The 19,255-nt window shown below is 48.7% G+C and carries 20 protein-coding genes; 9 read left to right on the top strand and 11 right to left on the bottom strand.

Annotation, left to right across the window (positions count from 1 at the left end; genetic code table 11):
* Positions 1-2: 2 nt before the first annotated feature.
* Together ATORI0001_RS04865 and ATORI0001_RS04860 are read right to left on the bottom strand one after the other, a co-directional pair.
* The gene (locus tag ATORI0001_RS04865; RefSeq protein WP_003149656.1) at positions 3-1,004 is read right to left on the bottom strand and encodes a D-alanine--D-alanine ligase family protein; all 1,002 of its coding nucleotides are present in this window, start codon (positions 1,002-1,004) and stop codon (positions 3-5) included.
* A 20-nt stretch (positions 1,005-1,024) separates the two neighbouring features.
* Positions 1,025-2,314: an aminotransferase-like domain-containing protein gene (locus tag ATORI0001_RS04860; protein WP_040324585.1), complete on the bottom strand. Its 1,290-nt coding sequence runs from the start codon at positions 2,312-2,314 to the stop codon at positions 1,025-1,027.
* A 225-nt stretch (positions 2,315-2,539) separates the two neighbouring features.
* Here ATORI0001_RS04860 and ATORI0001_RS04855 point away from each other — a divergent pair, with 225 nt between their 5' ends.
* Both ATORI0001_RS04855 and mscL read left to right on the top strand, forming a co-directional pair.
* A complete protein-coding gene (locus ATORI0001_RS04855) occupies positions 2,540-4,093 on the top strand; it encodes a carboxypeptidase M32 (RefSeq protein WP_003149175.1) in 1,554 nt (517 codons plus the stop codon).
* A gap of 74 nt (positions 4,094-4,167) precedes the next feature.
* Positions 4,168-4,596, top strand: coding sequence for a large conductance mechanosensitive channel protein MscL (gene mscL, locus ATORI0001_RS04850; RefSeq protein WP_003149303.1), 429 nt, complete (start codon positions 4,168-4,170; stop codon positions 4,594-4,596).
* A 95-nt stretch (positions 4,597-4,691) separates the two neighbouring features.
* Here the strand turns inward: mscL and ATORI0001_RS04845 are convergent, their stop codons facing one another.
* The 6 genes from ATORI0001_RS04845 to ATORI0001_RS04820 form a co-directional block, all read right to left on the bottom strand.
* Complete coding sequence (locus ATORI0001_RS04845; RefSeq protein WP_003149557.1) at positions 4,692-5,684, bottom strand: type I phosphomannose isomerase catalytic subunit; 993 nt, start codon at positions 5,682-5,684, stop codon at positions 4,692-4,694.
* 23 nt (positions 5,685-5,707) lie between these two features.
* On the bottom strand, positions 5,708-6,286 hold the full coding sequence (locus tag ATORI0001_RS04840) for a hypothetical protein (RefSeq protein WP_003149364.1): 579 nt from the start codon (positions 6,284-6,286) through the stop codon (positions 5,708-5,710).
* A gap of 84 nt (positions 6,287-6,370) precedes the next feature.
* Positions 6,371-6,844, bottom strand: coding sequence for a hypothetical protein (locus ATORI0001_RS04835; protein ID WP_003149391.1), 474 nt, complete (start codon positions 6,842-6,844; stop codon positions 6,371-6,373).
* A gap of 89 nt (positions 6,845-6,933) precedes the next feature.
* Positions 6,934-7,557: a TetR/AcrR family transcriptional regulator gene (locus ATORI0001_RS04830; RefSeq protein ID WP_003149478.1), complete on the bottom strand. Its 624-nt coding sequence runs from the start codon at positions 7,555-7,557 to the stop codon at positions 6,934-6,936.
* A 766-nt stretch (positions 7,558-8,323) separates the two neighbouring features.
* Positions 8,324-8,563, bottom strand: coding sequence for a hypothetical protein (locus tag ATORI0001_RS04825; RefSeq protein ID WP_003149317.1), 240 nt, complete (start codon positions 8,561-8,563; stop codon positions 8,324-8,326).
* 79 nt (positions 8,564-8,642) lie between these two features.
* Positions 8,643-9,056, bottom strand: a complete 414-nt coding sequence (locus ATORI0001_RS04820; RefSeq protein ID WP_003149420.1) for a helix-turn-helix transcriptional regulator — start codon at positions 9,054-9,056, stop codon at positions 8,643-8,645.
* Between the two features lie 386 nt (positions 9,057-9,442).
* Here ATORI0001_RS04820 and ATORI0001_RS04815 point away from each other — a divergent pair, with 386 nt between their 5' ends.
* Positions 9,443-10,393: an alpha/beta fold hydrolase gene (locus ATORI0001_RS04815; protein WP_003149020.1), complete on the top strand. Its 951-nt coding sequence runs from the start codon at positions 9,443-9,445 to the stop codon at positions 10,391-10,393.
* Positions 10,380-11,885, top strand: a complete 1,506-nt coding sequence (gene glpK, locus ATORI0001_RS04810; protein WP_003149201.1) for a glycerol kinase GlpK — start codon at positions 10,380-10,382, stop codon at positions 11,883-11,885. Before ATORI0001_RS04815 ends, glpK begins: the two co-directional genes overlap by 14 nt.
* A 304-nt stretch (positions 11,886-12,189) precedes the next feature.
* Here the strand turns inward: glpK and ATORI0001_RS04805 are convergent, their stop codons facing one another.
* Positions 12,190-12,732, bottom strand: coding sequence for a prepilin peptidase (locus ATORI0001_RS04805; protein ID WP_003149044.1), 543 nt, complete (start codon positions 12,730-12,732; stop codon positions 12,190-12,192).
* 266 nt (positions 12,733-12,998) lie between these two features.
* Between ATORI0001_RS04805 and pth2 the strand changes: the two genes are divergently transcribed.
* On the top strand, positions 12,999-13,433 hold the full coding sequence (gene pth2 / locus ATORI0001_RS04800; RefSeq protein ID WP_003149683.1) for an aminoacyl-tRNA hydrolase: 435 nt from the start codon (positions 12,999-13,001) through the stop codon (positions 13,431-13,433).
* Between the two features lie 7 nt (positions 13,434-13,440).
* On the opposite strand, the gene ATORI0001_RS04795 is transcribed toward pth2, so the two are convergent.
* Positions 13,441-13,890 (bottom strand): hypothetical protein, encoded by a 450-nt coding sequence (locus tag ATORI0001_RS04795; RefSeq protein WP_040324518.1) that lies wholly within the window; start codon positions 13,888-13,890, stop codon positions 13,441-13,443.
* A 112-nt stretch (positions 13,891-14,002) separates the two neighbouring features.
* Here ATORI0001_RS04795 and ATORI0001_RS04790 point away from each other — a divergent pair, with 112 nt between their 5' ends.
* Positions 14,003-15,484 carry a DUF1846 domain-containing protein gene (locus ATORI0001_RS04790; RefSeq protein WP_003149148.1) on the top strand — a complete coding sequence of 494 codons (1,482 nt, stop codon included), beginning with the start codon at positions 14,003-14,005 and terminating at the stop codon, positions 15,482-15,484.
* Positions 15,485-15,508: 24 nt separating this feature from the next.
* Complete coding sequence (locus ATORI0001_RS04785) at positions 15,509-16,408, top strand: glycoside hydrolase family 25 protein (RefSeq protein ID WP_003149204.1); 900 nt, start codon at positions 15,509-15,511, stop codon at positions 16,406-16,408.
* 83 nt (positions 16,409-16,491) lie between these two features.
* Here the strand turns inward: ATORI0001_RS04785 and ATORI0001_RS04780 are convergent, their stop codons facing one another.
* Positions 16,492-16,965, bottom strand: a complete 474-nt coding sequence (locus ATORI0001_RS04780) for a hypothetical protein (protein WP_040324517.1) — start codon at positions 16,963-16,965, stop codon at positions 16,492-16,494.
* Positions 16,966-17,169: 204 nt separating this feature from the next.
* Between ATORI0001_RS04780 and ATORI0001_RS04775 the strand changes: the two genes are divergently transcribed.
* A complete protein-coding gene (locus ATORI0001_RS04775; protein WP_003149177.1) occupies positions 17,170-18,279 on the top strand; it encodes an asparaginase in 1,110 nt (369 codons plus the stop codon).
* Positions 18,276-19,253, top strand: a complete 978-nt coding sequence (locus ATORI0001_RS04770; RefSeq protein WP_237755901.1) for a DMT family transporter — start codon at positions 18,276-18,278, stop codon at positions 19,251-19,253. The genes ATORI0001_RS04775 and ATORI0001_RS04770 overlap by 4 nt, the downstream gene beginning before the upstream one ends.
* The last annotated feature ends 2 nt before the right edge of the window (positions 19,254-19,255 follow it).

The raw sequence follows: 19,255 nt of genomic DNA, 5'->3' as shown, positions 1-19,255 counted from the left end.
CCTTAATTACCACGTTCAAGCGCGCCAACGACCAGATGAGCAAGAACTTCATCACGCTTAAGACCGGCTGCCTCAATTGCCATAGGCACCAGCGAAGTCTCGGTCAGGCCCGGGAATGTCTTGAGACCCATAACCATAACCTTATGACCGTCCCAAATAAAATCAACACGCGCAAAGTCGCGACAATCATACGCACGGTATACCTCACACGCAGCCTGCTCCAATGCCACGCGAGCGTTGTCAACGTTACTTCCAAGAGCCGCGAGAGATTCATCCCGAACCGGACAGAAGTGATTGACACGAGAGGTTTCCAAGCGTGCATCCGTATCGTAAATGCCTTCCTTAACCTCTATCTCCACGGGCGGAAGAACTTTTTCTGAACCGGGAGTACCAAGAACGGTCACACTGACCTCAACGCCTTCGACCCAATGCTGAATGATGACGGAATCATCATAGGCAAGGGCACCCATCAGGGCATGTCCAAGATCCTCGGGCTTATCGACACGAGAAAGACCCATGGCAGATCCGCCGTGCACCGGCTTTACCGCCAGAGGAAAACCGCTGCCGCCACCCAAGCGCTCGGGGATGATGTCCAGCGCCTTTGCGGCACCGAGATCCTTAAACGCACTGGCGGGAAGTACCAACTGCGGTGGCCAGACCACCAAAGACTCATGTTTGCCATACACGCGGCGCATTAAAAATGGCATGTCGGCCTTGTTCCACGCAGCCCTGCATGATGCGGGACGAGACCCCACGTATGGAATACGTAAAAACTCCAAAAGCGCAGGTACCGCGCCATCCTCTCCACCGGCTCCATGCATGCAGATGAAAGCCACGTCGGGCTTCTCCGCGCGCAACGTATCAACAAGGTGCGCATCGGCATCGAGCGTCAGCACATCAAAACCGGATCTTGCAAGTGATTCCGATACCAAACGACCGGAAAGAAGCGAGAAGTTCCTCTCAAATGAGGTCCCGCCCATAATAACAGCAACTTTAGACGCCACGACTACCTCCTGTTTTTGGTCTATTGGCGATATGAGTGTTTGGTCGAAGCAGTTTCAGGCAATGCGCCCGCCTCCCGAAATGCTCGGTAGAGCGCCATGCGGTCCTGCACGCAAGAAGCCAGGCGACTGATTGCCTCATGAATATGCTCCGGTGTCTCAAAGGAATAACACAGCCGCATGCTTGATGTCCCACGACCATCGGGATAGCAGTTGGTCCCCGGAACATAAGCAACGCCTTTTTCAAGAGCTGCCGGAAGAAGCTGGTTTGTATCAAAGTATGGCGGGAAGCTGACCCATAAGAAGAGTCCTCCTTCCGGATGCGTCCACGAAACATCCTCCGGGAAAAACTCCTCCAGTGCCGCAAGCATGGCATTTTTGCGCTCCCGGTAGCGTGTTTTGGAAACCTCAAGGGCGGCTTGCCAATTCACCTCGTTAAAATAATGCTCAGCCAGTACCATATTAAAAGGGCTGGTACAGAGGTCTGCCCCTTGCTTTGAAAGGTTAATACGCTCAAGAAAATGATGCGGAGCCACAATCCACGCCAAGCGCAGGCCCGGGGCAAAAATCTTTGATGTGGTTCCAAGGTAAATTACCTGATCGTCCAAGGTTTTAAGACGCGTAAGATCTTGTCCCTCATAGCGGATAAGACCGTACGGATCGTCTTCCACCACCGGTATGTTCCACCGGTGCGCCAGTTCAAGCAAGAGATGTCTGCGCTCAAGCGACATGGTAATACCTGAAGGATTGTTAAAATTCGGAATTACATAGATGAATTTTGGACGTCTGCCGGCACTTTTAAGCTCTTGGAGTTTTTGCTCAAGCAAATCAACCCGTATTCCGTCCTCATCCATCTCTATGCAATGGACACGGGGTTGATATGCCGAAAATGCCTGAAGAGCGCCCAGGTAGCTGGGCCCCTCACAGATAATATCGTCTCCGGCATTTATAAAAACGCGCCCCAAGAAATCGAGGGCCTGCTGAGAGCCCGAAGTTAAAATCATGTCTTCCGGCTTTGCTTCAATACCTTGGACCGCCAAGATCTTACAAACGGTGCGCCGACACTCTATGCGTCCGTCGGAGCTTCCGTATTGAAGAGCCTTGAGTCCTTCAACGGTAACGCACCGCTTTGCGCATTCAGCCACTTCATCGAGGGGAAGCGATGAGATATCCGGCATACCTCCCGAAAGACCAATGACGTCCGGGCGCGAAATTGCCGCAAATAAATCGCGCACCGCACTGCGGCGCATCTGCATGATGCGATCGGCATACAGCCCATCCCACTCGTCAAATGAGATCTTACTGTCACTCATCCAAAACTCTCCCCATCCCACAGGCCTGTGCTTTTCTTGCATCTTCACGAACGTTTTCTCACCTGATCGCGAAGCACGCTCGCGAAAAAACAAAACACACATGCCATATATCTTTCTAATTATGTAAGTATCGCGCAAAAGAGAGTCTCCGTCGCGTAAAATGCATGAATGAATTAAAAACGTATACCTGTGTCATGGGTACGGACATACACTTTAGGAGGAATTATGGACAGCGAGAAGAGCAAAACCACCCTTAATGCAGCACTCTCTAATCCACGTCAGGATATAGCAGAGCTTGACGCACTTGAGAAAAAAATCTTTGCGCTCCGTTACAGCGCCGAAGAACTGAGCTCGTTTGGACCCTGCCTTGACCCCGCAAAAGCTACCGAGGAACGCGGAGAAGCCCTTGCCATCCTTGGTGAGCAAATGCAAGCCTTACTTGTTGACCCTCAAGTGGGAGCTCTGCTCGACCGTCTTCATGAGAATCGCGCCGTACTTGACGAGACGCATCGCGCACAGGTAAAGATTCTTCGTCGCGACCGGGCGCAACTGGTGGATGTACCTCCCGAGGTACAGAGCAACTTTGTACGCCTTGCCACCGAAGCAAACGACGTGTGGGAGAAAGCAAAGAATGCAGATGATTGGGATCTCTTTGCTCCCTATCTCGACAAACTTGTTGCAGGTCAGATTGATATTGCACAGTATCGTGATGCCGAAAAAGACCCGTACGACGTACTCCTCAATGATTTTGAACACGGAAGCAACCGGGCCTTTTATGATTCATTCTTTACCAAGATTAAGGACACTATAGTTCCTCTCGTGGCCGACTGCGCTGCCTCAAAGCACCAGCCCAGCACAAAGCCTCTTGAGGGATCTTTTGATGTGGATCGCCAGTGGAACCTTGCAAAAGACATCGTAGCGATGCAAGGCGTTGACCGGGACGCTTTCTGGCTCGGCAAGACGGAGCACCCCTATACCGCAGGACCTGGCATTGGCTTTGTTATGGTCGCCTCACACGTCTATGAGGACGATCTTCTCTCCAATGTATATTCCATGCTTCATGAAAACGGTCATGCCCTCTATGAGCAGGGAGTTAATTGGGATTATCGCTTTACGTCCCTTAAAGGCGGCACTTCAATGGGCATGCACGAGTCCCAGTCGCGTTTCTTTGAAAACTACGTCGGGCACTCTGAAGCATTTGCCGAGCCGCTCATTCAGCTCATGCGCAAGCATTTCCCCGGTCAGCTCACACGCGTTACCGCGTTCCAGCTCTTCTCGGCAGCCAACAAGGTACAGCCAAGTCTTATCCGTACGGAAGCCGACGAGCTCACCTATCCGCTTCATATTCTTGTCCGCTATGAAATTGAGCAGGCACTTCTTGCGGGAGAAGTAAAGGCAGCCGATGTTCCAAAACTTTGGGCCGAGAAGTACCATCACTATCTTGGCGTTACGGTACCCGATAACACCCACGGCGCACTTCAGGATGTCCACTGGAGCTGGGGTGAGTTTGGTTACTTCCCCACCTATGCTTTAGGAAGCGCTTTTGGTGCTCAGTTTAAGCACGCCATGATTGAAGATGGTATGGACTTTGATGGGGTTTGTTCCTCGGGAGACCTTGCACCCATTCGTGAGTGGCTCGGTCAGAGAATTTGGAAGTGGGGTCGCGCAAAGGACTCAGGCGAGCTTATTGCCTCAGCCACTGGAGAGCCTTTTGATGTGGGATATTTCACCAGCTACCTTGTTGAGAAATTCTCGCGAATTTATGGATTGACACGATAGACGGTTTTATGTTCTATTAAGCGTCTGCCAATACAGGTTTGAAGTACATCAAATATTGAAGGAGATTTTGTTACATGAAAAAGTTATTCGCTGAATTTAAAGACTTTATTGCACGCGGCAACGTTATGGATATGGCCATTGGTGTCATCATTGGCGGTGCCTTTATGGCAATCGTTAATTCACTGGTAAACGACATCGTTAATCCTTTCATTAAACTCATAAGCGGTGGAGGTACAGAAGTATCAGGCCTTTCCATCCCCGTTGCAGGCACTGAACATGGTATCGACTTTGGCTCATTTATCTCTGCAATCATTAACTTTTTGATTATTGCCGTCATCGTCTTTTTGCTGGTAAAGGCTATCAACAAGTTCATGAAGGGCAAAAAAGAATCCACAGACTCTCCCACCCAGGTTTGCCCACACTGCCTTGAAGAGGTTAAAGCGGGAGCCACACGTTGCCCTCACTGCACGGGCGAAATCAAAAGCACTGCCCATACTGTCTAACCTACTGCAAACATACACGTCATCAAAAAGTAAGGGGTCAAGCTGTACGCTTGGCCCCTTTATCTCACGCATATGCTTGCCACAAACTCTTGCAGCTAACTCTGCATGTGAGGAAGATGAGAAACAATGAGCGTCATATTGCCTGAGAATGTCAAATCTCCCGACCGAGCGGGTGCAATAAAGTGGCTCCCCTTATGAAGACTGTGGGATTGTGCCACATTGCTCTCAACTTGGACGCTTCCCGTACCTTCAATAACGCTGACACATAAAAATGGGTAGGGCTGCGCGACCACCTTTTCCCCGCAAACAACAATCTTCTTAACGACAAAATTGTCACACGCCATGAGTTCCGTTACGCCATCGACCTCAGGAGCAGTAACCCTTCCGGAAACGGGCGGTACAAGATCGTAATTTACAACATCAAGACTTTGCTGGATATGAAGCTCCCGAGGCTTGCCATCGGCTCCAACACGATCATAGTCATACACGCGATAGGTCACATCTGAGCTCTGCTGTGTTTCTAAGATCAGAGTTCCGCCCTTAATCGCATGAATCGTACCAGGATCAATACGGAAAAAATCGCCTTTATGAATAGGGGTGAGATTAAGCATGTCATCCCAACGTCCCTCATCAATCATCTGAGCAAGCTCTTGACGATTGTGAGCACGCTGCCCAATGATGATATCCGTGTGAGGCTCCGCATCAAGAACATACCAGCACTCACGTTTGCCAAGCGAACCATGCTCATGTTCAGCTGCGTACGCATCGTCGGGATGCACCTGCACCGATAAATCATCATGCGCGTCTAGGATTTTAATGAGCAGTGGAAAGCGATCCCCCTTGGAGTCACCGAAGAGCTCATGATGCGCATCCCACAGGTGACTGAATTTCTCGCCAACAAACGCACCGGAAGCAACAACGCAATCGCCATGGGGGTGAGCGCTGATTGCCCAGCACTCTCCTATTTTTCCTTCAGGAATGTCGTAGCCAAAGTCCTCTGCAAGGCGCCGACCTCCCCAAATCTTCTCATGAAAGACAGGCTCAAGAATGATAATGTCTCGTGAAAGTTCTTGGTGAAGCGCATCCATGGCTACCTCTACCTCTACCTATTCTAGTTCTTGGACGAATCGCTGTAATACCCGGGCTGATCGCTGACCTTGGCAAATACCATTGTCATAGACTCATCGTCATCTTCTATCTTAATTGTAATTTTTCCATCTTCACCTACGGTACCTTCAAGGCCCTCATCGCTGGCGCCAGCAGAAATGACAAGGGATTTTCCATCAGTGGTCTTCCAGTTAAAGGAAAGCTTATCGCTCTTCTTGCTCTGGAAATTGGGTGCCGTTATCGTACCCGTACCGTCCTCTGAAAGCTCAAGAGTAAAGCGCAGACCAGTCCCATTAACCATCTGCTGATACATGTCTTGCGTAATCTCTTGAGTACCATCTTCATCGGTCAAAACTTCGCTCTCCAGCTCATACGTACCGGCAAGCTGTGTGGCGTAGTCATCTGTCTTGGTCTCTTCTTTTTTCTGCTCATTCTTTGAGTCTGTCGTAGTTTGAGTCGAAGATGAATCCGGCGTATTTGCAGCATTGTCATCGACAATCTTTGGGGCAAAAAGATCGCAACCTGAAAGTATGCCTATTAATGCAACAACAACAAGTGCGGTGCCAAATTTCTGAAGTTTCATAATGCTCCTATCGTTGAGGACGGCGCCTGTGATAAAAAAGGGCGAGAAACACTTCTCGCCCTTCTATTGTATCTGTTCTAGAAACTACTTCTTTGAAGAGTCGCTGTAATATCCGGGCTTATCGCTTACCTTTGAAAAGACCATCTTCACCGAAGCTTTGTCGCTGGACTGCTCGAGGGTAATCTGCTTGTCATCAACCGAGGCAGTAACCTTCTCTTTGGAAGAATCCTCGCTGAACGTTATGGATTTACCATCGCTTGACTCCCATTTGAGATTAAGCTTCTCTGGCTGCCCACTTGATTCTAAGCTGTTCAAAATAGCGGTGCCATCCTCTGAGAGCTCCAAGGTAATATGGAAATTACCAGCTTTTGAAACCTGCTCATACTGCTCTTTCGTAATTGACTGGGTTTTGTCTCCGTTTTTAATATCCATGCTATCAAGTTCATAGGTACCAACAAGCCCAGCGGGATGTTTTGAACCAGAAAGACCGCTGCATCCTACAAGAACAAAAGCGAGAGTTGCTGTAAGAATACAAATACCAAGACGCTTCAGCTTCATATCAGCTCCTTTATAGGTGACCCTCTCAAGAGTCTCTTTTAATTGTTCTCATATGATATCAAACATGAAAGGATGACCACAAGGAACTTCTAGAACTGACCGTTTGCCAGAGCCTTGAGACCGCCTTGCGTAAAGACCAGCGCCGATGTTACGTGACCATCGGCCTCTTGTCGCGTCTTATCGTTGCGCAATATATCAATAATTGTAGTCATCTCTGTCTGGGCAAGCCATTCAATAATGAAGGAGTCATACGGCTCAATATATGTAGCCCCAGGATAGAGAATTGTTTGAATTGTTGCGGCAATTACGCTTTTAAACGATTCAAAGAACTTTGCTACAAACGGACTATTTTGGTTATTGATGATAATCGTTACTACGTATCGATGTGCATACATAAGATCAAAGAACGCTCCAAGCGTTTCGGCATCCCCCATAGGAGAATCCGATTCTTCTCGCACGCCCTCTGATTGTATGCGACTTTGATATTCCTTCAGTATTTGGATGGCTTGGTCAGTAACGGGCTGTATCACATTTTTGAAGAGATCCTCTTTATTGTTAAAAAAGAAATACAGCGCACCGGTTGTAACACCAATCCGTGAACAAATTCTTCTTAAAGAAGCCTTCTCATAACCTTGCTGGGCAAACTCCTCCTCAGCAGAAGCAATAAGCTTGCGACGTGTGTCATGACTATCTACCTGTGGCCGCCTCGACATTTTGTCGTCTCCTTCAAAAGCAGTCATAAAAATGACTAATCCCCCAATAAGAAGATAGTACCTAATTTTTAGAGTTTTATAACAAGAAATGAACTATTTCACGCGTTTCACACTTAAAAAACATAACGTAAACTAATGTTTTTATTTTATAGTTTTATGCATTTTCTGTCAAAATGTGTTAACAAATGTCTACATGAAAACGAGTTTTTTCAGGCCTCGTACGTGCATATTTTGTCGTCCAGATGTCGTACAGATGTCGGTATATATGTCGGTGCAGATGTGTCAATGTCCATATGCAGACAGTGTTTCCGTACGCTAGTGTTTGTCGCACGCGAGCACTTATCTTGAATGTTCGCATGCAACGTTTACTTGTGGTTTTCACGACCGTCCGTCTCCTAAAATCACCACTAAACACGAAGATTTCAAAAAACGTACCAAAAGCACTGTTTAGTGGTGATTTGATCCACCACTAAACGCTCAAATTGACGAAAAACCACCACTAAACACACGTTTTACTTCTAAAAACACCACTAAACTACGAGTTTGATCCAATTGCGAGAAGAACTTCGTTTAGTGGTGGATTTTCCTTGCCACAATCTCGTTTACTGGTGGATTCGATTGGCGGCAATCGCGATTGGCAACAACATCGGCTTGCCGAACCTTGGCTACCAGCACTCTCAGTCGGTGGCGAGAAGAGCATTCTTCCTGTACACCACTCAAGAAACACAAGGAAGTACCTAGCAACATGGGGCAATAACGGATACTGCTACCTCGCCTTTCGGACAAACTCATCACAAACATTAGATTTACGGAGATATTCACCGCCAAAGGGGTCAACTAGAGGGACAAACGCATCGACGGATTTTGCAAAATGCTGTTCTATATCATGGTGTATATGGGGATCGGCAAGGGTATACCCGCGCGCACAAGCTGCCTGGTACATTCCCACCGTATCATTAAAACAAAAAGAACAAAATTCACAGTCAGAGCAATGAAGCCCGCCCATTGCGTTCTCCTTTAAACCAACAACATCCTCAATTATTGCCAGTCAAGTATGCCACTTTATATCTACAAGAAGCCTATCTTTATTTAAATCCTATATGTTCAGGATAAGGCGTCTTATACACAGAAGGTTCTAGTGACGCAGACGCAAAGGCCTCATCTACCGGAGCAGCTGCCTCAACAAACCGAAAAGGGATGCGATATTGCTCTAATGCAATTTTGTCGTCATCACTTAGTTCTACTCCGGACTCCTGCATGTCAAACAGATGCTCTGCCCACAGCTGATCCATTGTCATGCCAAAGAAATCGGCAATAATCTTTGCCTTGTCAAAAGATGGCCATTTACGTCGCTCCGTGCATATATAGGAAACATACGCGCGCGACCAGTGGGAAAACTCACAAAGATCCACTTGACGTTTGCCGGACTCATGAAGCAGTCGTGCAACCGTTCTTCCTAAACCAAGCTCGGCTCTTGCCTCAACTCCTATTCTGCTCATCTCTGTCCCCCATCTGCAAAACCTGATGACATCCCCCTATCATCACCACTAATGATACTACAAAAAATTATTGCAATGTACGTTGTTATGTTTGCAGTTAAAAGAGGTATTTTCTACATACAATACACACGATATTGAATAACATAACGCTGTCTTTCCTCGTTATGCTGATATAAGGCAAATGCTATACGGACAACGCGACAAGATCAATACTCTGTGGCCAATGCTATAGGCCAACGCTCTATAGTCAACAATACAGAGCCAATACTTCTATACAGAGCCGATACTCCTACCTTCTACGGAAAAGAACAGCCGCTCAACCTATTAAAACACGACGCCGCTCCCCAAGCATGATATTAATGAATACATCTATCAAAGGAGTCTGTATGAGCGAGAACCTTATACAAGAAACACTTTCATATCCGTCAACAGACGGCAGCTCAACAGTGGTTGCAAGCATTTGGAAACCTTCTTCTACCGTATGCACGCGCGGAATCGTCCAGATAAACCATGGCATGTCCGAGCATATTCTTCGCTACGACGATTTTGCCCGAGCTCTTTGCGGTGCAGGGTATATCGTGGCGGGAAACGATCACATTGGCCACGGTCGCTCAAGCACTCCGGATACCCGCGGTGTTCTCGATCCCCTGCACGGTGCGCATGTACTCATTGAAGACGCACACACCCTTCATCAGCATATGTGCCAGCACTATGACCCTTCTCTCCCGTACTACTTTTTTGGCCATTCCATGGGCAGCTTTATCGCCCGTGCGTACGCGGGGAGATACGGCGCAAGTCTTTCTGGCGTCATTGTGTGTGGGACCGGAAGTGTTTCTCCCCTTCTTTCTCGCATTGGCTTTCTCCTTTCCTATCATCTCTGCAAAACAAAGGGCATTGCCTATGCCTCGTCCTTTATCGATGGTCTCGGGGTTGGTGCCTATTCCAAAGCAGTCCCCGGTCCTACCGGGTATGAGTGGCTATCCTATAACAATGACAACGTACGCGCATATAATGCCGACCCTCTCTGTGGTTTTATGTTCTCCGTCGGAGGGTACGCCGCACTTTCAAAACTAACTCAAGAGGCTTGCTCACCGGCCGCGGCTTCTCACATCCCGCCTTCTCTGCCGTTTCTTTTTATTGCCGGTGAGGACGACCCTGTTGGAGCCTCCGGAAAAGGCGTGTACAAAGCGGCACAACTTACTAAAAATGCCGGCGTCTCGGATGTCACCACTATTTTATATCCGCACATGCGCCATGAAATTCTTTGTGAGGACAATCGTTCTTTGGTATATTCCGACATTTTGAAGTGGCTAGGAGAACACCATGGCAACAATTGAACAGCGCGATAAATTCGTTATTGCTCTTGACCAAGGAACTACCTCTTCCAGGGCAGTGCTTATCAACCACGAGGGCCGTGTGGTCGACTTTGTACAGCGCCCATTTCAGCAAATATATCCGCATCCCGGATGGGTTGAGCACAATCCTCAGGACATTTTATTTTCCCAAATCGGAGCCCTCACCGAACTTATCACCAAACACGGACTCGATGCCCAAAGCATTGATTCAATAGGCATCGATAATCAGCGAGAAACAACTCTGGTCTGGGATCCTACAACCGGCGCTCCCGTTTGCAATGCTATCGTGTGGCAGTGTCGCCGAACTTCCGAACTTGTAGAGCAACTCTGCGGTTCTTCTCGCGTGCAATCTATGATTCGCGAGAAGTGTGGTCTTCTTGCAGACGCATACTTCTCTGCCAGCAAGATCCGCTGGATTTTGGATAACGTTGCAGGAGCTCGCGAGCGCGCTGAAGCGGGAGAGCTCCTTTTTGGGACCGTTGATACATGGCTTATATGGATACTTACCGGTGGACTTGTGCACGCAACTGACACCACCAATGCAAGTCGGACCATGCTCTATAACATCCATGAAGGGTGCTGGGATAAAGACCTCCTATCGCTCTTTGATATTCCTGAATCAATGCTCCCCGAAGTGCGCGCGTCGTCAAGTTTTTTTGGAGAGACAAGCTATCCAGGACTTCCGGCGGGTATTCCTCTTACAGGGGTTGCCGGAGATCAGCAGGCAGCACTCTTTGGACAATGCTGTTTTGAGCCGGGGCAGGCAAAGAATACGTATGGAACGGGGTGTTTTATGCTTCTGCATACCGGCACTTCCGCTCACCTCAGCAAAAATAACCTGGTAACCACCATTGTGGCATCTCCGCCTACGCAAAAACAAACCGAATACGCTCTTGAGGGATCGGTCTTTGTTGCCGGCGCCCTTATTCAATGGCTTCGCGACGAGTTGGGTCTCATACAAACGGCCGAAGAGACCTCATACCTTGCAAAAAGTGTTCCTCACACCGGAGGCGTCTATATTGTTCCCGCATTCACCGGTCTGGGAGCACCATGGTGGCAACCTGACGCGCGCGGAACAATCACGGGAATCACCAGAGGAACCACGCGGGCACACATTGTTCGAGCCGCACTTGAAGCACTTGCATACCAGATTAAAGACCTCGCAGACGCAATGAGTTCTGATTGTGGGCAGGAACTTAGCGTACTCAACGTAGATGGAGGTGCCGCGAGAAATAATTTTTTGATGCAGTTCCAGGCGGATGTTTTGGGGTGCACGCTTAAACGCCCGCAAAATACGGAAACCACGGCATTGGGAGCTGCGTATCTCGCGGGACTCTCCACCGGTTATTGGAGTGGAACAGAAGAGCTCAAAGCACTCCGTCAAACCGATGACCTTTTTGTAAGAAAAGCCTCCGAAAATGATATGCAGAAACTTCTTGACGGATGGCATCAAGCTGTTCAAAAAGCGATATAACGTGCGGATGCATACTGTATAAACACATACCTTTCCACCAAAAGATACAGAAGGTGAAAAGGTAAATCACATAAAAGAAACCGCCATAGGATGAAACTGTGACGAGTGAGCGACCACAAAATGTCGGTTCATCCTATGGCTACGTTGCCTCGAAAACCGAGATACCGTACTTGATATCAACCAAGATCGGCTACAGAAACAGGCGTTGGGGGTACCTATCTCTTTCTCAACGTATCACTATTGTTAGCAGAAAAAACTTTTTATATATACGAGAATCGGAAATTTGTTGAAAATAATATAACACCTACAAATAGTAGCTCACCGCAAAGCATATTACCACTCCCAACGAAACAAAGGGAGCAAAAGGAAACGTAATCTTTCTTATGTCCTCTAAACTGCTCATTATTTGTTTTTTGTCACCTTCTCTTTTGCGTATGGTATTCACAAAAGAAGCAAGAAAAAAGAACATAACACTTAGCGCACATGCGGAAAAAATAACTACACAAAGATCTTCAAAACCTAAAATCAGCGCCAAAGAAGACAGCATCTTTATGTCACCACCACCGATACCTGCCTGCTTAGTAATAAGGATGAAAAACTTTGATGTGGCTAAAAGTGCCATGAGCATGCACGCAGAACGCATCAGAGAGCCGCCAGCGCTCATTTCCCATCCTTTTGTAGGTGTTGCCGCTGCGCTGCATACATCAATTACCCAAAGCGCCCCTAAAAGAAGGGGAACCTCATGGGGAATCGTCCTCGTTTTGATATCGCACACGGTTGCAATACCCATCACCATGAGCACGCCGATACATACCCATGGTGATGGTCGAGTCAAAAAATCACCCATACGCCCACCACCGTCCCTACGGCCCAACCTCCACGTCTCCGAAATACAACGTACCAAAATGTGGCTCGTACTATTTGGAGATAGACGAGAGTTTCTCGCCATAAATACGCCGGTAATACCAGCGGCTCATAAGACTTTCCCGAGGGCACGGCAGCGTTGTTGAAAACTTTTTGTCGCCCGAACAATCTTGGTCAAATATCCGTCAAATTCAAATTTCCACATATTCCGCTACACTCATGGAGGAATACATTCACTGAAAGGTCTCTATGCCAAGCTATAAAGCAAAACAAATGATTGTCATGCGCCGCGATCTAAAAATGCGCAAAGGAAAAATTGCCGCTCAAGCCGGTCATGCTTGCGTAGAGGCAACACTTATGGCGCTCGTTCGAGAAAACCGTCTCTCGCAAGTACGTCTCAATGCAGCCGAAAGCTGGGTTTACCTTGACCATGACCGGCAAGACGCAACGCCGCTCTCCGATTGGTTTGATGCGGGCGTTGCAAAGGTATGCGTATATGTTGACTCGGAAGAAGCGCTTCTCGATTTATATGAACGCGGAAGAGAACTCGGTTTTGCCGTAGCACTCATCCGCGACGCAGGCTTCACCGAATTCCATGGAGAGCCTACGTTTACCTGTCTTGCCTTTGAGCCTTTGCCGGCAGAGAAAATTGATCCTTTAACAGGAGAACTCCCGCTTTACTAGCTGCTCCCTATAAAAGAAAGAATCTGCCCATAATTTCATCGTAGAGTGCGGCAACAAAAAAGGAACCTGCCGCAGCCACAAGAATCGCCGTTGCCCATTGGATACCCGCAGGCGCAAGGTCTTTAATTCTTGAATCAATCTTCCCGTCGTCTGTGATGTGCGTTTCAAGTGCCGCGATATCTTTTGTAAATCCTCGCTGCTTTTCGGCATACTCTCTGCCTGAAAACAACATGCCTGCACCGGCGGCAATAATTGCAAGAGAGGAAACCACATACAACACGCGGCGGGTCCAATCCGACCCAACCTCAATATTGCCGCCCGAAGTTAGCGTTCCAAAAAGAAAAACAAAAAGACCCAAACCAAGAGCTGCAAGCATACCGTATCCAAAAGCCGTACCTACACTCTTGATGACGATTTTCACGCGAGAAGAGCCGGGTTGTTGTGGTGTTGTTTTCATACAAATCCCTTCAAGACTTCTGAGGCTTCTTGCCTTGTGTTTGAGCATCATCTCATTGTTGTCCGCCCACGATGATACAATCTCACCAGCAAAGAGCTCAAGGGAGGATTTTATGCGTATCGGATTTGACAATACTATGTACATCAGCATGCAAGCAGATAGAATCCGTCAGCGCATCAGCGAATTTGGCGGAAAGTTGTACCTTGAGTTTGGCGGCAAGCTTCTTGATGATAATCATGCTTCCCGGGTGCTCCCCGGATTTGAGCCCGACTCAAAGGCTCGAATGCTGCAGCAGCTCTCAGAAGAAGCCGAGGTTATCTTTGCCATCAGTGCCGCCGACATTGAATCTGGAAAACGTCGCAGCGATATCGGTATTACGTATGCCGATGACGTCTTACGTCTGATGGACATTTTCCGTGGCCGTGACTTGGCCATTGGCGGCGTAGTCATCACCCGATTCTCGGGACAACCAAAGGCAGAGGCGTATCAGACACGTCTCGAAAACATGGGAATCCACGTATATCGTCATTATCCCATTTTGGGATATCCATCAAATGTGGATCTCATTGTTTCCGAAGAAGGCTACGGGAAAAACGAGTATGTAAAAACTTCTCATCCTTTGGTAGTAGTCACCGCTCCCGGTCCGGGTTCGGGCAAACTGGCCGTATGCCTCTCTCAGCTTTACAACGAAAACACCCGCGGCATAAAGGCTGGCTATGCAAAGTTTGAGACGTTTCCGGTATGGAACCTCCCACTTAAACATCCGGTTAACGTTGCCTATGAGGCCGCAACCGCCGATCTTGACGACAATAACGTCATCGATCCTTATCATCTTGAAGCGCACAATACCGTCACGGTTAACTACAACCGAGACGTGGAAGCCTTCCCCGTTCTCAAGGCCATTATGGAGAAGATTGCCGGTACAAGCCCGTATCAGTCGCCCACCGATATGGGCGTCAACATGGTCGGCAACTGCATCATCGACGACGAAGCGTGTCAAAATGCAAGCCGTGCCGAAATCGTTCGCCGCTGGTTCAAGACGGCGGAACGCCTTGAGAGAACCGGCATGGGTGAGCGCGAGCTCGATAAGATCAGTCTCCTCATGAAAGAAGTGGGAGTAGACCAGAACTTCTCGCCAGCACATGCCAGCGCGCTTATTAAGGCCGAAGTCACCGGAAAACAGGCCGGTGCCTTGGTTGCACCCGACGGCACAGTTATTACCGGAAAGGCTTCGGAGCTGCTCGACGCAAGCGCTTCGGTGCTGCTGAAAGCGCTTAAGTACAGTGCACACGTTGATAAAAAAGCGTACATCGTATCGGATGAAGCTCTTGAACCCATCTGCAGCTTAAAGTCAAAAACATTGCGAGAAAAGCAGCATGCCCTGACGGCAGGAGAAATGCTTATCGCCCTTTCCATCAGCTCCATTTCCAACAGTCTCGCAAAAGATGCCATAGCTTCTGCGGATTTCCTCAAGGGATGTGACGTATACTTCTCTTCCATCATTCCCGCCGCCGATGAAGAGGTGTTCCGAAAGCTGGGCATTAACGTATGCTGTGAGCCCCTCTTTGAACAGGGTTCGTTTTATCACCAGTAAACGACACGTAAGGCGCAGCGCATAATGCCGAACAGTTCACGCAGCAAAAACAAAAAACCACACAAAGGCGGCCAAAACGTGCGCCGCACGCATCGACTCCAAAGGCTCTCTTCCAAAGGGAAGACCCTTGGCTTTGGAATCTTTTTGGTATGCAGCATCTTTGTCGTAGCACTTATCGGCTCCTGCGTGTACAACCTCTTTCTTCTCTCTCCGTTTTCTTCTCAGCAAAAGGTGCCCTCACCTTACGACTGGAGCAATCTTAAAACCGATGAGTCGGGTCGTTTGAGCTATGTACAAAACGGACAGACAATCTCTCGCACCGGTATCGATGTCTCTTCTCACCAGCAACAGATTAACTGGAGCTCCGTTGCACAAGACGGCATATCGTTTGCCTATATTCGTCTTGGCTACCGAGGGTCTTCAGAGGGAACCTTACATGTTGACGACTTCTTTACCCAAAACCTTTCCGGTGCAAAAAATGCGGGAATTGATGTCGGCGTGTACTTTTTCTCACAGGCAATCACCGAGGAAGAGGCCAGAGAAGAAGCGCGGTTCGTGCTCAAGCAGCTCGATGGAGCATCACTTGATTATCCGATAGCCTTCGATATGGAACCGTCGCCGGAAGGAGGCGGTCGGGCCGATGCGCTTACCCGTGAAGAAGCAACTGCCATAGCCAATGCATTTTGCGATGAAATACAGAAGAATGGGTACCGAGCAATCATATACGGCAACAGCTATGACCTCAGCAAATATGACCTCTCTACCCTCACGGGGCGTATTTGGCTGGCACAATATGATGGAAAGCCCGACGGTTCAATTTCCTTTGTCATGTGGCAATACACACCAAAAGGTACCGTGGCCGGTATTTCTGGCTCGGTAGATCTCAACCTTGACCTGTCGGATGTGCCAAAGAGTGCCTCGTAAGCATTTAGTGCGCAAACATCTGACCCTTGACCTCTCAGTGCGACATTGATTGGAGCTTTGCGCCCCGCGCTCTTGACAAGCTTTTAATTGGTAGACGTAGACACGGTTCCCATTACGGTCGTTTGTGCGTCAGACGATGTCACATCCTTTGTGGCACCGCTCTGTACACATGAGCTCACGAGCGTAACCACCAACCACAATAAAATGAGTGCAATAACAACGGCAATCGCCACCCGCCCTGTTTTCATGCGAGAAGAACGGCGGCGTCTGTTTGCATATGCCGCCTGAACTTCATCGCGAGGGTTTAGAGTTCCGTAATGCGTACCGTATCGGGTAGCCGGGTGACCTTGTGCTCGAGCAACATCTGCACGTGCATGACGTACCGGATCGGTGCGCCGTTCATTTTGTGGGCGCATATAATGAGCAGCGTGACGGCCTTGTACACGACGCGGAGATGTCGAACGCTCATCCCGAGATGCCGTAGAACCGTCGCGAGATATAGTAGGTGGGACCTGCGTTGTACGTCGTTGACGTCCAAATAAATTCTTCTGTGCCATTTACCCGTGTCATTCTCCTCCGCACACAGACACCTGCCGTATGCATTGTTTCAAACAGGTATGAATATACTGCAATTCTTGCGTTCTTCTCGCTAAAAAATACAAAGCTGTTACAGATCTTAGTTTTCGAGCCATTCCGCTCCGAAGGCGATTACAATAGTTCGGCTGGCGGGTATCCGCGAAATATCTGGAGGTCGTGCGGTTGTGAAAAAACTTTTAATCATTGCCACCGGGGGGACCATTGCTTCCGTCTCCACCGCAGCAGGCCTTACTCCTAATATATCGGGAGAAGATTTGGTCGCAAACGTTCCTCTCATCAATGAACTCTGTGCGTTTGACTTTATCCAACCCATGAATATCGACAGTACCAACATGCGTCCTCGCGATTGGATACACCTGTGCCGTGACATCATCGAAAATTACGACAACTACGACGGCTTTGTTATCCTGCACGGCACCGACACCATGGCATACACCGCAGCCGCTCTGTCGTATCTTATTCAGAATAGCCCCAAGCCAATCGTGCTGACCGGTTCCCAGCAACCCATGGCAAATCCGTTTACCGATGCAAAACTTAACCTCTACCATTCGGTACTTTACGCCATTGACGAGAAGAGCTGCGGAGTTGTCGTAGTCTTTGGCAATGAAGTCATTGCGGGGACACGCGCACATAAGCAGCGCACCCTTAGCTTCAATGCATTTACCAGCATGAACTTTCCCGCTTTGGCTCATATTCGCGGTAATCGAATTATCCGCAGTTATACTGGAGCTGATGCAGGAGTTATCTGTCTTGACGAGAAGGCAGGCCCTCACGACTCTCGCACACATACCAGCTTGCAAACCTATACCAAACTCAACGAACGAGTTATCGTACTCAAGCTCACACCAGAGCTCAATCCAAGCATATTTTATCTGCTCAAGCGTGATTACGACGCAATCGTGCTGGAAACATTTGGCATCGGAGGCATTCCCGATCACGACGGTGAATACGAAAAAGCCATCAACGATTGGATTTCATCCGGGCGCATCATCGTAGTTACCACACAGGTACCCGAAGAAGGCCTCGATCTTGGCGTGTATCAGGTTGGAAGCACCTATGCTCACAAAGACGGCATTCTTGCGGGTGATGACATGAGCACCGAAGCTCTTGTCGCCAAAACAATGTGGATACTGGGACAAACACACGACCAGCGCGAAATTTCCGAGCTTTTCTACCGCGTTGTATTTTACGATCGCGTGCCCAATCAGAGGACTGATTCGCCCAAAGAGCAAGACACATCTTTGCATGCATCTCAGGATACTAAAGCTCTATGAGTATGTTCACGCACAGGTGCACGGCGCTCACAACGCGCCCCACAAATAGCACCCTCGGCCCAACCGCTATGTACCTTGTAGCGCTTCTTATTTGCGGGTCAAATGGAATTGTTGCCAGTTACATCAACCTTCCCAGCTATCAAATTGTCTTTTTCCGCATGATGCTGGGAGCCCTTTTTCTCGGCGTTCTTCTTCTAATAACGCACTCGAAACCGTCTTGCACAGACCATGTCAGTCAAATCAAATACCTGATCTTTTCCGGACTGGCGCTCGGTTTGCAGTGGTCATTGTTATTTGAGGCATACCGACAAGTGGGGGTTGGCGTCGCAACGCTTGAGTACTATTGCGGTCCCATCATCGTAATGGCACTTTCGCCCATCCTCTTTCATGAACGTCTTACGTGGCAAAAAGTCAGCGGACTGGTTGTCGTCATGGTCGGAATGGGACTTATCGTTGGCTACGGTGTTGGCGAGAAGCTCTCTTTGGCCGGTCTTTCGTTTGGCGCGATTGCAGCCGTACTGTATGCTGCCATGATTATCTCAAACAGATATGCCCCCGACATTAAAGGAATTGAAAGCACAACCATACAGCTGGGCATAGGTGCTCTTTTCGTCGGCCTTCTTACGCTGGTTTTACACGGTATTGAGCTGCCTCCTGACGGCTCATCCGTCAACTGGGGAGCACTGGTACTGCTCGGCCTCTTTAATACCGGTGTTGGAGGAGGTCTTTATTTTCCGCAACTTACCAAGATTCCGGTACAGCGCGTTGCTGTCTTTGGGTACCTCGAGCCTCTTTCTGCCGTAATCTTTTCTGCGATTCTCTTGGGAGAACAGCTGGGGCCTCTTAAGATTGCCGGAGCATGCTGTATCATCGGTGGAGCAATCTTTGCCGAGGTAGCAGGTAATTCATTCGAAATGGCAGACATCTCACCCGAGGTGACAGACAACCCCTCCGAAACACCAAGTAACTCATAGAC

Source organism: Lancefieldella rimae ATCC 49626, from assembly GCF_000174015.1.
GTDB lineage: Bacteria > Actinomycetota > Coriobacteriia > Coriobacteriales > Atopobiaceae > Lancefieldella > Lancefieldella rimae.
This window is presented reverse-complemented; position numbering and strand designations above follow the sequence as displayed.